The sequence below is a fragment of the Saccharospirillum sp. ABV4_185 genome, assembly GCF_056159245.1.
Window position 1 is genome coordinate 2,899,312 of the sequence record NZ_JBSWUW010000001.1, and the last position, 14,784, is coordinate 2,914,095.

General features: G+C 56.7%; 14 protein-coding genes. All 14 read left to right on the forward strand.

Annotated features, from left to right (window positions below; genetic code table 11):
- Window positions 1-114: 114 nt before the first annotated feature.
- The 14 genes from fliS to ACXAE6_RS13815 all read left to right on the forward strand — a co-directional run bounded on the left by fliS (window position 115) and on the right by ACXAE6_RS13815 (window position 14,729).
- Entirely contained in the window at window positions 115-570 is a 456-nt protein-coding gene (gene fliS / locus ACXAE6_RS13750; protein WP_392803883.1) for a flagellar export chaperone FliS, read from the forward strand.
- The gene (locus tag ACXAE6_RS13755; protein WP_475149334.1) at window positions 560-862 is read left to right on the forward strand and encodes a hypothetical protein; all 303 of its coding nucleotides are present in this window, start codon (window positions 560-562) and stop codon (window positions 860-862) included. The genes fliS and ACXAE6_RS13755 overlap by 11 nt, the downstream gene beginning before the upstream one ends.
- A 281-nt stretch (window positions 863-1,143) precedes the next feature.
- Window positions 1,144-2,595, forward strand: coding sequence for a sigma-54 dependent transcriptional regulator (locus ACXAE6_RS13760; RefSeq protein ID WP_475149338.1), 1,452 nt, complete (start codon window positions 1,144-1,146; stop codon window positions 2,593-2,595).
- A 279-nt stretch (window positions 2,596-2,874) separates the two neighbouring features.
- The gene (locus ACXAE6_RS13765) at window positions 2,875-4,089 is read left to right on the forward strand and encodes a sensor histidine kinase (RefSeq protein ID WP_475149341.1); all 1,215 of its coding nucleotides are present in this window, start codon (window positions 2,875-2,877) and stop codon (window positions 4,087-4,089) included.
- Window positions 4,090-4,115: 26 nt separating this feature from the next.
- Window positions 4,116-5,528, forward strand: a complete 1,413-nt coding sequence (locus ACXAE6_RS13770) for a sigma-54-dependent transcriptional regulator (RefSeq protein ID WP_475149345.1) — start codon at window positions 4,116-4,118, stop codon at window positions 5,526-5,528.
- A gap of 218 nt (window positions 5,529-5,746) precedes the next feature.
- Complete coding sequence (fliE, locus tag ACXAE6_RS13775) at window positions 5,747-6,208, forward strand: flagellar hook-basal body complex protein FliE (RefSeq protein WP_392803873.1); 462 nt, start codon at window positions 5,747-5,749, stop codon at window positions 6,206-6,208.
- A 55-nt stretch (window positions 6,209-6,263) separates the two neighbouring features.
- A complete protein-coding gene (gene fliF / locus ACXAE6_RS13780) occupies window positions 6,264-8,057 on the forward strand; it encodes a flagellar basal-body MS-ring/collar protein FliF (RefSeq protein WP_475149349.1) in 1,794 nt (597 codons plus the stop codon).
- The gene (gene fliG / locus ACXAE6_RS13785) at window positions 8,050-9,108 is read left to right on the forward strand and encodes a flagellar motor switch protein FliG (protein ID WP_392803868.1); all 1,059 of its coding nucleotides are present in this window, start codon (window positions 8,050-8,052) and stop codon (window positions 9,106-9,108) included. The genes fliF and fliG overlap by 8 nt, the downstream gene beginning before the upstream one ends.
- 48 nt (window positions 9,109-9,156) lie before the next feature.
- Window positions 9,157-10,329, forward strand: a complete 1,173-nt coding sequence (locus tag ACXAE6_RS13790; protein ID WP_475149355.1) for a FliH/SctL family protein — start codon at window positions 9,157-9,159, stop codon at window positions 10,327-10,329.
- Complete coding sequence (gene fliI / locus ACXAE6_RS13795) at window positions 10,316-11,746, forward strand: flagellar protein export ATPase FliI (protein WP_475149359.1); 1,431 nt, start codon at window positions 10,316-10,318, stop codon at window positions 11,744-11,746. The genes ACXAE6_RS13790 and fliI overlap by 14 nt, the downstream gene beginning before the upstream one ends.
- A 6-nt stretch (window positions 11,747-11,752) precedes the next feature.
- Window positions 11,753-12,199, forward strand: a complete 447-nt coding sequence (gene fliJ, locus ACXAE6_RS13800; RefSeq protein ID WP_475149363.1) for a flagellar export protein FliJ — start codon at window positions 11,753-11,755, stop codon at window positions 12,197-12,199.
- A gap of 134 nt (window positions 12,200-12,333) precedes the next feature.
- Window positions 12,334-12,639 (forward strand): STAS domain-containing protein, encoded by a 306-nt coding sequence (locus ACXAE6_RS13805; RefSeq protein ID WP_475149365.1) that lies wholly within the window; start codon window positions 12,334-12,336, stop codon window positions 12,637-12,639.
- Window positions 12,640-12,650: 11 nt separating this feature from the next.
- Window positions 12,651-14,363, forward strand: coding sequence for an ATP-binding SpoIIE family protein phosphatase (locus ACXAE6_RS13810; RefSeq protein ID WP_475149368.1), 1,713 nt, complete (start codon window positions 12,651-12,653; stop codon window positions 14,361-14,363).
- Window positions 14,364-14,369: 6 nt separating this feature from the next.
- Window positions 14,370-14,729 carry an Hpt domain-containing protein gene (locus ACXAE6_RS13815; protein WP_475149370.1) on the forward strand — a complete coding sequence of 120 codons (360 nt, stop codon included), beginning with the start codon at window positions 14,370-14,372 and terminating at the stop codon, window positions 14,727-14,729.
- Window positions 14,730-14,784: the final 55 nt, after the last annotated feature.

The window sequence follows — 14,784 nt, forward strand, 5'->3', positions numbered from 1 at the left end:
CAATGCCAGAGCGGAAAAAACGGCATAAAAGTGATGACCGGATCAGGCTCAACTTTCCCTACATCCAGCCGCTAACTGAAGTATGCTTCCGAAAGGCTTTTCGGGAGGTGGCTTATGAATGATTCCAGCCGTCAGCGAGGTAATACCCCTATGTATGCTCAGGGTATCAAGCAGTACCAAACGGTCGGTACCGAAACGTCCATTATGGATGCAGATCCGCACCGTCTTATCCAACTCCTGTTCGAAGGGGCCCTGGCTCGTATTTCCACTGCCAAGGGACATATCGAGCGCAATGAATACGATCGCAAAAGTCAGGCACTGAATTCCGCCATCGACATCATTGGTGGCCTGCAAGACAGCCTTAACACCGATACTGGTGATCTGGCGCTGAACCTGGAGCGATTGTACGACTACATGATTCGTCGCCTGTTCGAAGCCAATGTGCGCAATGACAACAGCATTCTCGACGAAGTCACCGATTTGCTGATTCAGATTAAATCCGCCTGGGATGCAATCCGCGAAGAAGCGCTGCAGAGCATGAAAACGGCCGGGCCCACGGATGGCGCTTGAAGCCGAGGTGCTGGTTGACCGCTCTCGTCAGTTGATCGAGCAGGGCTTAGGCTTGCAGTCGGAAGTCGACACCGAGGCGATGGCGCAGTGGGATGATGCGGTCAATGAATGGCTCCAGGACGTTAATCTGGCTCTGGCGCAGGACAATTTCAGCAGTCGCCCCCTGCAACGCCACCTGGGTATCTTGATTGAGCTTTATCAGCAAGCTGTGGCTGAATTTGCTCAGCTTCGTGATGATCAGGCGGCGACAACGGCTGAATTGCATCAAAAACGCTGGAAAATCACCGGTTAAATTTCCGTACAGAATGTGCGTTAACCCTCCCCGTCAGGGGCAGGGTGGGGCGCTTTTTTTTGTTACTGAGTGTGCACTTTGTCAAGGAAACGTTTGAATTGCCGTGTAAACCGCTTGAAAATCAACGCTTTATCAGCGTAAATTCGGGCTGTAATGTGAAGTAGTCATCGGTTTGACAGTCAGAGTCGATACGTCTTTACTATTGTTTGACAGTCAATTTGCTGACGTTATCTCACTTTGACTGTGACATGCTTCCGGTGTTTTGTGAGGAATTGTTCACGATGTTGCGTGAAATCAAACTGTTGATGATCGATGACGACGACCAGCGTCGAAGGGATTTTGAAGTCATTCTTCAATTTCTTGGCGAAACCTGTGTTGGCGTTTCCAGTGATAACTGGCAGGCGCAGATTACCGATTCGGTATCTGGCCCGGAAGACCTGGTGGCAGTTTTGGTCGGTCGGAGCAGCGCATCGCTCGCTGGTATGGTCCAGTCGCTGGTGCAGTGGGATGAAGGCTTGCCCGTCATTTTGATGGACGATCATCCCGAGGTGGAATTGCTCGATGAATGCCTGCGCCGTCAGGTCATCGCCAAGCTGCATTCACCGCCCACCTACAACAAGATGCTCGACACCCTGCACCGGGCGCAGATGTATCGCGAACAGTTTGATCTGACCCGCGGTCGTGGCCAGCGTCGCGAGGTGAATCTGTTTCGTTCTCTGGTCGGCTCCAGTCGTGGCGTACAGCAGGTGCGCGAGATGATGACTCAGGTTGCTGACAAAGAAGTCACGGTGATGATCCAGGGTGAAAGCGGCACCGGCAAAGAAGTGGTCGCGCGCAACCTGCACTACAACTCCCATCGACGTCATAAGCCTTTTGTCCCGGTCAACTGCGGTGCCATTCCCAGTGAATTGATCGAAAGCGAACTGTTCGGCCATGAAAAAGGTGCTTTCAGTGGTGCCATTACCGCCCGGGCCGGTCGTTTCGAAATGGCCGAAGGCGGCACGCTCTTCCTCGATGAAATTGGCGACCTGCCACTCAACATGCAGGTTAAATTGCTGCGTGTGTTGCAAGAGCGCACCTTTGAACGCGTCGGTGGCAACAAGACCTTTACCTGCGATATCCGGGTCATCGCAGCGACACACCGCAATCTGGAGCAGATGATTGAAGAAGGTGTGTTCCGTGAGGATCTTTATTATCGGCTGAATGTTTTCCCGATCGAAATGCCGCCGCTGCGTGAGCGTTCCGAAGACATTCCTCTGCTGTTGAACGAATTGATTTCGCGCATGGAAAACGAAAAGCGCGGTTCCATTCGTTTCAGTTCAGCCGCCATCATGTCGTTGGTACGCCATGACTGGCCGGGCAATGTTCGCGAGATGGCCAACCTGGTTGAGCGATTGGCGATCATGCATCCCTATGGGGTGATTGGCGTGCAGGAATTGCCGATTAAATATCGCCACGTTGAAGATGAAGACGACGCCCTGATGAGCTCCATGCCGATGGTGGCATCGACCGACGGGGGCGGCTTTAATTTTGACCAGTCGGCCTTGTTACCGGTCAACGGTCTGGACCTTAAAGAGTATCTGACCGACCTGGAGCGATCCCTGATTCAGCAGGCTCTGGATGATGCTCAGGGTGTGGTCGCCCGGGCCGCTGAAAAATTGCATATTCGTCGCACCACCCTGGTCGAGAAGATGCGTAAGTATAAGATCAACAAACGCGAAGCCGTTAATTGATCTGCCCAGCCTGGCGCGTTCTGGCGCCAGGCTGTTTCCCTCCTTTAGCACTGCACAACAGCCACCACTTGCCCGCTGTCTTAGCCGCCTTTAAGCGTTATCAGGCGGTGCGAATGATGGTGCCAAAATCCGTCAAGACATTGCCGTCGGTCGAAAATTTCCGCCTGAAGAACCGCTGCAGGCCTTGATGCGGCTAGCTTTGTCCGCTTTTGGCACCACCTTTGCAGTAGCCCTCCCGTGACACCAAAAAGTGCCAATAAATGGTCAGTGGGAGTATTAATGGGCGCGCCCGAATTTGACAGCTTGATGCAAAAACCCGCTCCGGAAGCGGAAGCGATGCGCGACCGTTCGCTCGCCGATCTGCAGCAAGCCTTTGTGACCTTTACCCAGATGTCGGAGCAACTGACCGAAAGCTACGAGATGCTGGAAAGTCGGGTGCTGGAACTCAGTGGCGAGTTGGCGTCGGTCAGCGAGCAGCGCATGCAGGAGCTGAGTGAAAAAGAGCGCCTGGCTGATCAGTTGGAAAGTCTGCTCAATCTGCTGCCTGCGGGTGTGGTGGTGGTCGATAACACCGGCATCGTTCGGCGCGTGAATCCGGCGGCGCAGTCGCTGCTGGTCAGCGATGGATTGCCGGAATTGGTCGGCGTGCCCTGGGGGCGGATTATTCGTCAGACGTTTAAGCCGCGGCAGAACGATGGCCACGAAATTTCGTTGGCTGATGGGCGTCTGGTCAGTATCGAAACCTGCGCTCTGGATAACGCCGGTCAATTGATTCTGCTCAGCGACCAGACCCAGACGCGCGCCTTGCAGGCCAAGTTGTCTCGCCACGAACGATTAACGGCCATGGGGCGGATGGTTGCCTCCCTGGCACATCAGATTCGTACGCCCTTGTCGGCGGCCATGCTCTACGCCTCCAATCTGAAAAATCCACGCGTCAGCGACGAGGTGCGCGGTCAGTTTGTCGATAAACTGATCGGTCGTTTGCATCACCTTGAGCAGCAGGTTCAGGACATGCTGATCTTTGTTAAAGGTGAATGCCAGCTGGTGCATCGGCTCAGTGTCAGTGAGTTGTTCACCGTTATGGCCGACAACTTATCAGCCCGGATCGAGCAATATCCCAAGGCGTTGCACTGGCACAACGATGCCGCTGATGTTGAGCTGCAATGCCAAAAAGATGCGCTGGTCAGCGCGCTGTGCAATCTGATCAACAACGCCTTTGAAGCCAGCCCTAATGATCCAGATATTGCTATCGCCGCCGAACGTCGCGGTGATCGCTTGCGCTTAACCATTCGCGATCAGGGACCGGGTATGGATGAACAAACCCTGGCGCAAATTCGCGAACCTTTTTTCACCACTAAAAGCCACGGCACCGGCCTCGGTATTCCCGTTGTCATGGCCGTTATTCGTGCCCATCAGGGCGATTTTGAGATCGACAGCCAGCCAGGCAAGGGCACTGTCGTGCACCTGAACCTGCCCGTTAGGGCCGAGCGCTGAAAGCGTCGTTTAGGAGAAAGACCATCATGAATATTTTGATCGTAGAAGATGATGCCAACCTGCGTGAAGCGGTCAGCGACACCCTGAAGTTGTCGGACTATGACGTTATCGAAGCCGATTGCGGCGAAGCGGCGGTGGCGCGACTGAAAGAACAGTCGGTCGATTTCATCGTCAGCGACGTCAATATGCCAGGCATGGATGGCCATCAGCTGCTCGACTATGTGCGTACACATCACCCTGACTTGCCGATGTTGCTGATCACCGCCTATGCCGCGGTCGATAAAGCGGTGGCAGCAATGCAGGCTGGCGCGGTCGATTATCTGGTCAAGCCGTTCGAGCCTGATCAGTTGATCGACTTGATTGAACGTCATGGCCAGGCAACGCCGGCGACACAAGACGATCCCATCGCCGTTGAGCCGGCCAGTCAGCAAGTGTTGGCGCTGGCTCGCAAAGTCGCGGCTACCGATTCCACCATTTTGATCAGCGGTGAAAGCGGAACCGGTAAGGAAGTGCTGGCGCGTTTTATTCACCAGCAATCGGCGCGTGCGGGCGAAGCTTTTGTCGCTATCAACTGCGCCGCTATTCCGGAAAATATGCTCGAAGCCACCTTGTTTGGTCATGAAAAAGGTGCCTTCACCGGTGCCATTCAAAGCCAGGCCGGTAAGTTCGAACAGGCTAATGGCGGCACCATTTTGCTGGACGAGATTTCCGAAATGGATCTGGGTCTGCAGGCAAAATTGCTGCGCGTCTTGCAGGAGCGTGAAGTGGAACGCATCGGCGGCCGTCGCACCATCGCCCTGGATGTGCGCGTGCTGGCGACCACCAACCGAGATCTGCTTGAAGAAGTGCGCGCCGGTCGTTTCCGTGAAGACCTCTATTACCGCCTGAATGTTTTCCCGTTGCAGTGGCAACCGCTGCGTGCCCGTCGTGGTGATTTGCTGCCGCTGGCACAGCATCTGTTATCGCTGCACGCGCGCAAAATGCACAAAGGTAACGTCGCTTTGGATGATTCCGCCCGCGATCGGATTTTGAGTTACGACTGGCCGGGTAATATCCGCGAGCTCGATAACGCTCTGCAACGCGCTTTAATTCTGCAAAGTGGTCAGTGGGTCACGGCGCAGGATCTGGGTTTGGATGGTGAACATCTGATCGACTTCGAAGCGCGCCGTCCGGTGATGACCAGCCACCGGTTCGAGCATTCCGAAGCCGCCCCGGACATGGATTTGGATGACGACAACCTGGACAACAACGACGGCATCCACCGCGACCTGAAACACCACGAATTCGAATTGATCCTCAATGCATTGCGCGTGACCGGCGGGCGTAAAAACAAGGCGGCCGACAAGCTGGGAATCTCAGCGCGGACGCTGCGTTACAAGCTGGCGCGCATGCGTGAACTGGGCATGGATGTGGACGGCGCCATCGCCGGTATTCGTTAACCGGCCAGTCGGCGGCAGGGTTTGACCGGAAAAACCAAGCCGCCGGCAAAAGTTGGCCCGCCCTTTGCTCAATGACTGTATAGCGGGCGTTTTGGCGACCAAAGTGACTGTTTTTTGTCGCCAGCCCAGATACAGACAGCCTGATGCACACAGCAGCAGCTAATTTTTGACACCTTGCTTGCCACAAGCCGGGTGTCAGCGGGAAGAGGGAAAGGCAGATGACTGATCGAGCCGACATTCAAAACGTCCTTGGGCAGATGCGCTCAATCCGTGAGCAGATGCAAGTACCGCGTCCGCCTGGGCCGCAACCGCTGCAAGGGCCGTCGTTCGAGCAGCAGATGCAACAGGTGCGTAATCAGTCCGGACCGGTGCGTCCGGAAGCCGAACTCAATTTACCGCAACCGCAAACGCCTGGTGGCATCAACGAACTCGATGGCATGCCGCCGATGGGCCATGTGCCGTCCTTCGGTGAGATGTTCAAATCCGCCGTCGACACCGTTAACGATACGCAGATGGCGGCCAGCGAAATTGCCACCCGTTACGAGCAGGGCGACCCGGAAGTCGACCTCCCCGAAGTAATGATTGCCCTGCAGAAATCCAGCGTCTCCTTTCAGGCCATGACCCAGGTTCGCAACAAGATGGTCGAGGCTTATAAGGACATTATGAACATGCCGATCTGATGCCTTTGGGTGTCAGTACGCCGGCTGGACCGGTGCTGAAGAGTGAAGCGAGACCATGACCGAAAATGTCCCTGCTGCAGCCGGTAATACCTCCGACGACAGCGATAACAACGCCCAAAGCGGATTGCCGGCAACGCGTGCGGAGGCTGGTTCCGGCACGGCTATTGCCACGACCGGCGCAGGCGCCGATGACAGTCCTGATCTGGTCGATAAAGAACCTTCTGCGCTGAAAAAAATGCATCCGCTGGTGGCCGGTTTTAACCGCCTGACCATGATGCGCCAGTTCGGTCTGTTGGTGGGTCTGGCGGCCAGTATTGCACTCGGTCTTGGCGTGGTGCTCTGGTCGCAGCGCGAGACCTACCATCCATTGATGAATTCCACCAACACCTATGCGGCCGCCGACGTCATTCAGGTGTTGCAGGGCGAGAAAGTGAATTTCGATATCGACCCGGCCAGCGGTGTGATCCTGGTGCGTCAGGATGATCTGCACCGGGCGCGCCTGGCCATTGCCGGGGCCGGGTTGTCGAACGATCAAACCGTGGGCTACGAACTGCTCGACGACGACCAGCCGTTGGGCACCTCGCAGTTTATGGAAAACGCTCGCTATATGCGCGCGCTCGAAGGCGAGTTGGCGCGTACCATAGCGTCGATGAATCAGGTGCGGGCCGCGCGCGTGCATCTGGCCATTCCCGAACGCTCGGTCTTTATTCGCGACCGGCGCCAGCCGACCGCCTCGGTATTCACCGAATTGCACGCCGGCGCCGATATGGATGTCGATTCGATTCGAGCCATTCGCAACCTGGTCGCCACCTCCATTCCCGAACTGAAACCGGAAAACGTTTCCGTGGTTGATCAGCGCGGCCAGTTGCTGTCGGCCCAGACTGAAAACCCCGAAGATGAACTGACCGATCGACAGTTCCAGTACACCCAGCGGGTGGAAGACAACCTGCTGAACCAGATCAACTCCATTCTGGGTCCGGTGGTCGGGCGCGATAATTTCCGCGCCGAAGTGAACGCCGATATCGACTTTACTCAGGTCGAGCAGGCCGAAGAACTGTACAACCCGGATCTGATTGCGCTGCGGTCGGAGCAGACCATCGAAGAAGAGCGCATCGGTGAACCCGAAGGTGGTATTCCCGGCGCCTTGACCAACCAGCCTCCGGGCGCGGCGGAAGCGCCGGAAGAGGTTGATCCGGAAGCGCAGAACAACACGCCGCCGCCGTCGACCACGCGTAATGAGGCGACCCGAAACTACGAAGTCGACCGCACCCTGAGCTACACTCAATTCCAGCAGGGCCGGATGCGTCGACTGACGGTGGCTGTGGTGGTTGACGATCTGGTCAGCACCAACCCGGAAACCGGTGAGCCGGTGCGCGAAAACTGGACCGAGGCCGACCTGCAACAGTTGCGTTTACTGGTTCAGGACGCGGTCGGGTTCGACCCGAGCCGGGGCGACAGCGTCAATATCGTCAACTCAGGCTTCCGCGGCGTGGCCGACGCCGTTGATGATTCGCCCTGGTACACCCAGCCCTGGTTCTGGGAGATTGCCAAACAGATATTGGCTGGCCTCTTTGTTCTGATCCTGGTGTTCGGCATACTCAGGCCAGCACTGCGCTCCTTGCTGAGTCGTGGTGAGGATGAAGACGAAGAGGACGATCTGGCGTCGCTGGATGTCGATGAGGATTCCATCACCGACGACAAGGTAACGCTGAGTACGGCCGATGAATACGCGCTGCCGGGACCGTCGGAGCAGTTTGAACGGCAGCTGGACGCCTTGCGCGGTCTGATCGCAGAAGACCCGGGCCGGGTGGCACTGGTACTGAAACGTTGGATCATGAGCAATGACTGAGCAGAATCCGAATTTGCCGGTGCCCCAGGGCACCGAAGACGCCACCAAGGCGCTGGACGGCATCAGTTGGCTGAACCGGGCGGCCATCCTGCTGATGAGCGTGGGTGAAGCCGACGCCGCCGAGGTGCTCAAGCACCTGGGGCCGAAAGAGGTGCAGCGCGTCGGTACCGCCATGTCCGGCTTATCGGAAGTGCGCCAGGAACAATTGGAAGGGGCGGTGCGTCTGTTCCTGGAAGAAGTCGGCGGTCAGACCAGTCTCGGTATTGGCGCCAACGACTATATTCGTAACATGCTGACCCAGGCGCTGGGTGCCGATAAGGCCACTGGCCTGATTGACCGCATTCTGCTCGGTGGTAACACCACCGGTCTGGATACGCTGAAGTGGATGGAACCCCGCGCTGTGGCCGACATCATCCGCAACGAACACCCCCAGATTCAGGCCATCGTGATCGCCTATCTGGAGCCGGATCAGTCGGCGGAAATTCTCGCCCAGTTCAGCGAAAAAGTGCGTTTGGATATCGTTATGCGGGTGGCGGCTCTGGAAACCGTCCAGCCAATCGCTTTGCAGGAGTTGAACTCCATTTTGGAAAAACAATTCTCTTCCAGCGCCGGTGCTCAGGCTCAGTCGTTGGGCGGCGTGAAGACCGCGGCCGAGATCATGAACTTCCTCGAGTCCAGCGTCGAAGCCGAAATCATGGACGGCATCAAAACCGTCGACGAAGATCTGGCGGCGGAAATTGCCGACCTTATGTTCGTCTTCGAAAACCTGTCCGACATCGACGACCGCGGCATTCAGATGCTGCTGCGCGAAGTACCGACCGACTTGCTCAAAGTCGCCTTGCGCGGTTCCGATCAGAAGCTGCAGGAAAAAATGCTCGGCAACATGTCCAAGCGTGCCGCCGAAATCCTGCGCGACGACATGGACGCCATGGGCCCGGTCAAGCTCAGCGATGTCGAAGTGGCACAGAAAGAAATCCTCAACATCGCCCGACGCATGTCCGATTCGGGCGAAATCGCCCTCGGTGGAACCGGTGGCGAGGCCATGGTGTGAGGCCGCCATCGGCCGCCGCCAGGGGAGTAGTAGGTTATGGCGCCATCCATGCGTAAACCGCCGTTGCACCATCCAGAAGAGAACAATCAGGATCTGGATATTGAAACCTATCGACTGCCGCGCTGGGATGCGCAGGGCAATTTGATCGACGACCGGCCCAAACCGATCGCCACGGTTACCGAAGACGTTGAAAGCGTCGACATTCAACCGCCGACCGCTGAAGAAATCCGCCAGATTCATGACGACGCCTTTAACGAAGGTTTTGAATCCGGCTATCAGCAGGGCATGAAACAGGGTCAGCAGGAAGGTCATAAAGCCGGTCACCAGCAGGGTTATGAAGCCGGCGAGCAGGCTGGCCGTGGCGTGGGCGAACAAGCTGGCTATGAAGCAGCGCGCAAGACAGAGCAGCAGCGAATTGATGAGGAACTGGCGCCGCTGAAAGCCGTGCTGGAGCAACTGCAAGGCCTGTTGCCGAAACAGGAAGCGGCGTTGCGCGAAGGCTTGATGGCGCTGGCGGTGCGGCTGGCGCGTAACCTCTTTGATGCCGAACTGGCGTTAAAACCCGACCACATTCAAGCACTGGTGCACAGCGCCATTCAGGCATTACCCAATGCCGATGAACGGCTGACCATTGAATTGCATCCGGAGGATCTGGCTCTGGTCGAGCCCATCGCCGACAGCCACTGGACCTTGCAGGCCGATGCGCAATTGAACCGGGGTGGTTGCCGGGTTCGCACCCGGTTCAGCTATATCGATTACAGCCTGGAACATCGCTTTCGCCAACAGATCAGCAATCTGTTGGCGCAGTCGGGGTTATCCGAACGTCTGGACCAGCTGAGCCAGCCCTGGACCTTACCCGAGGCCAATGCAGCGGCGGCAGACACACCATTGAGCACCGACGACCAGCCGCAGGAAATTCTCAGTGAGTCGATGGGCCCAGAACAATCCGCCGCTGCTGAATCAAATGCCGCAGCCGAATCCGCTACGACGGATACCGCCGACCAGGCACCGTCGGATAATGCAGCGATCGGGGAAGCACCGGCTGGAGAAAGTCTGACCGAACCCGATCAGGATGCCCCGCCAGCCGCGGATGCAACCAACAGCGATCAAAGCAACTCGACGGCCTCGGCTGACGACACATCTGAAGCAGCCGATCCATCTGTTGCCGATCCGAACGTCCCACCTGCCAGCCAAGAGTCGCCAGACGATGAGCCTCGCTGATTACCTCAACGACAGCCAGCGCTGGCTGCCCGATCAGGCGCCGGTCATTGTTGAGGGCCGTTTGACCCGGATGGTGGGTTTAACGCTCGAAGCTATTGGTTTGAATGCCACCGTTGGTGAGCGTTGCCAGGTGATCGATCGTGGTAATTGCGTCGAAGCCGAGGTGGTTGGGTTCCAGGACGACAAGGCCTTTTTGATGCCGGTGCAGCCGATCAGCGGTTTGCGTGCCGGCGCGCGCGTGGTGCCGGTGGAGACCGCCAGCGAACTGGTCATTGGTGAGGAGTTGCTCGGTCGGGTGGTGAACGGCTTTGGCGAACCCATCGATGGCAAAGGGCCGATTGGCTGTCGGGTACGTCAGAACCTTAACGGCGAAACCATCAACCCGCTGCACCGTCAGCCGATTCGTGAGCCACTCGATGTCGGTATCCGCGCTATTAACTCGGTACTGACGGTTGGCCGTGGTCAGCGTCTGGGGTTGTTCGCGGGCTCCGGTGTGGGTAAATCCATGCTGCTGGGCATGATGACTCGCTTTACCACGGCCGATATCACCATCGTCGGGCTGATCGGCGAACGCGGCCGGGAAGTCAAAGAATTTATTGAAGACATCCTCGGCGAAGAGGGGCTGGCGCGTTCAGTCGTGGTTGCCTCGCCGGCTGATGATGCGCCCTTGCTGCGTTTGCGCGCGGCGCAATACACCACCGCCATCGCCGAATATTTCCGCGCTCAGGGCAAGAATGTGCTGATGCTGATGGATTCGCTGACGCGTTATGCCCAGGCGCAACGTGAAATCGCCCTGGCCATTGGCGAACCGCCAGCAACCAAAGGTTATCCGCCCTCGGTATTCGCGCGGGTGCCGCAATTGGTGGAACGCGCCGGTAATGCCGAAGCCGGGGGTGGCTCCATCACCGCCTTCTACACCGTTCTGACCGAAGGCGATGATCAACAGGATCCGGTCGCCGATTCCTCTCGAGCAATCCTCGACGGCCACTTTGTATTGAATCGTCGCCTGGCCGAAGAAGGCCATTATCCGGCCATCGATATCGAGCAAAGTATCAGCCGGGCGATGTCGCAGGTGGTGCCCGAGGCGCACTTTAAACAGGCGCAAAAAATCAAACAGATCTGGGCGCGTTATCAGCAAAACCGGGATCTGATTTCCATCGGCGCTTATAGCCCTGGCACCGATCAGGCGATCGATGAAGCCATAGCGCTCTATCCCAGAGTGACCGGCTTCCTGCAGCAGGGCCTGGGCGAGCGGGTAGGTTACGACGAGAGCCTGCAGCAAATGGGTCAGATGTTGCCGCCGGCGCAGGACAACGCCAATGCCAACAATGGCGGTGGCAGCTTGCAAAAAGGCCGGCCGCTGGCCAAACCGGGCGCGCGTAATCGGCGCGCCGGCAATGCCCAAGCGAGGCGATGATTACTGATGAAGCGATCCGAGCGCTTACAAGTCATCGAACGGCTGGCCAAACAGCGGGAAGACCAGGCTGCCCAGGCGTTGCAGCAGGCGCGTGCTCAGCTGGAGCGGGAAATTAAACAGCTGGATGAACTGGCCGAATATCAGCGCGATTACCATCAGTCTTTGCAGATCAGCGGTGGCACGGGTATTTCCATCGAACAGTGGCGCCGTACTCAGGGTTTTATCGACCAGTTGGAAACGGTGATGGGCCGCCAGCGTGGTGTCATCCAGCAATGGCAGGAGCAGGAAGGCAAATTACTGGAGCATTGGCAGGGGCTTTATCAGCGCCGCAAAACGCTCAATCAGTTGGTGGAAAAAGTCTCCATGGAAGAGTTGATTGAGGCCGACCGACGCGAACAAAAAGCGCTCGATGAGGTGGTCAGTCAGATGCGCCAACGCAGCGGCAGTTGGTAGTTGCGCCCTTGGTTAAACAGACATTACAGTGGCGCTGGCCGGGCACTTTGGACTAACCGCATGGCCTGGCTGGCGGCTGCGATAAAGCCGGCTACAATGAGTTCAAGGCGCACCGCCTGACTAGAGGAACCGCTATGACCGTCTCGGCAATACCCAATGACAACGGTACAGAAATTACCATTAAAATTACCGGCCGCTTCGATTTCAGTTCGCACCAGGAATTTCGCCAGATTTATGAGAATGCAGCCCCCAACATCCAGGGTTACATCATAGATATGGGTGAGGCGACTTACCTCGACAGTTCGGCATTGGGTATGTTGTTGTTATTGCGCGATCATGCCGGTGGCGATAATTCCGACATTCGCATTATTAATTGCAACGAAGACGTTCGCAAAATTCTATCCATATCCAATTTTGGACAACTGTTTCGGATCGAATAACTGCGTCTGCCATGTCCAGCGCCCCGCTCACCATTCTGGTTGCCGACGATAGTAAAACCGACCGTCGGATTCTCAGCGCCATTGTGCAACAGGAAGGCCACCGGGTGGTGGAGGCGAGTAATGGCATCGAGGCGCTGGAGCGATTTACCGAAAGCGTCCCTGACATTATTTTAATGGACGCCTTGATGCCGAAGATGAATGGCCTGGAAGCCAGTCGTCTGATCAAGCAACGCGCCGGTAATCAACTGGTGCCGATCATTTTCCTGACCTCACTTCAGGATGCTTCATCGCTGGCCAGCTGTCTGGAAAGTGGCGGCGATGATTTTATGTCCAAGCCCTATAACCGGGTCATCCTCAAAGCCAAAATCAACGCCTTTGGTCGCATGCGACGCATGCACGATCAATTGCAGTCCCACAACCGTCAGATGCTGCTGGAGCAGCAAGTTGCCAAGACGGTCTTTGATAACGTCGCTCACTCCGGTTGTCTGGCGCTGCCCAATCTGCGTCATTCGCTGTCACCGCTGGCGGTTTTCAATGGCGATACTGTTCTGGCGGAGCGCAAACCCGACGGTGGCCTGTCGTTGTTTCTTGGCGACTTCACCGGTCACGGTCTGCCGGCAGCCATCGGTGCCATGCCGGTGGCGGAAATCTTTTATGGCATGACCCAAAAAGGTTTTGCCATGGAAGATGTGTTGCGGGAAATCAACGCCAAGTTGCACACCATTTTACCGACCGAAGTTTTTTGCTGCGGTGCCATGGTCGATCTGGATGTGACCAATAAGCTGGCGCGCATCTGGGTCGGTGGCGTGCCCTCGGTGTATCTCTATCGCAGTGACAGTGGCGAAGTCGAAAAAGTGCCGTCAACCAATCTGCCGTTGGGGGTATTAAAACCGCGCAGTTTTTCGCCGCAACCCAATGATTACCGCATGCATAATGGTGACCGCGTTTTTCTGTGGTCGGATGGCATTGTCGAAAGCCATAACGCGGCCGGGGAATTGTTCGGAGAGGCTCGTCTGGATGCGCTGTTCACCCATGCTAAAGATCCTGAGCGGTTGTTCGATGACATTCTCGATGCCGTCGACGCCTTTATCGGTGGCAGTGGTCGCGACGATGACATCACGCTGTTGAGCGCCACCATGGTCGATCTGGATGTATTGGGCCTGCCGCTGTTGCACAGCAATAAAGCGTCCATCGGTGGACCCATGGATTGGCAGATGAGTTTGCAGCTTGGGCCGCAGAGTCTGGGCGCTTTTAATCCCTTGCCGCTGGTGCTGAACATTCTCACCGAGGTAGAAGGGCTGCGCACGCTCAGCGGCTTGCTCTATACCGTGCTGGCCGAATTGTTCAACAACGCGCTCGAACATGGCGTACTCGGTCTGGATTCCCGTCTGAAGCAGGATCCTCAGGGTTTTGCCCAGTATTACCGTTTACGGGAACAGCGATTGGCTAATTTGCAAAGCGGCCGGGTCTGTTTGGAAATACGCCATCGACCCAGTGGCGATGGCGGCGAATTGGTGTTTGAGATCAGCGATACCGGTCCGGGTTTTGACTATGGTTATCAAGACCTGCGCTGTCTGACCGATAACCCGGACTACAGTGGACGCGGTTTGGCATTAGTAAGGCAGCTATGCGATGAACTCGAATTCAATGACACCGGTAACCAGGTTCGCGCCACCCTGTGCTGGCCTCGCCCAGCCAGGAGTGATGTGCCTGCAAACGGATAACACACCATGACAGCTGACCAGCCTGAACAGCATCTGGATGAGGCCGCTCTGGCCGACTTGCGCATCTTGCTGGAGGATGAATTCAGCGACCTTATCGACACCTTTCTGGGCGATGCCCGCCAGCGTTATGCCGAATTGGTTGAGCTGCTGCAACAAGCCAGACCGGATGCTCAGATGGTACGCAGTACGGCCCACAGTTTTAAAGGCAGTTGTCTGAACGTGGGGGCTCCTCATCTGGCGCAACTCTGTCGTCGTCTGGAAGATCTTGCCGCTGTGGATCAACTGACAACAGTCGACTCTCTGGTTGCGGATATGGGTGACGAGTTGGCCGAGGTGGATCGGCTGTTGCACGAACATTATCTCTGATTGACGTTTTTTCCAAAGCTGGCCCGGCCATTGCTATGTTCACTGTGGACACCAT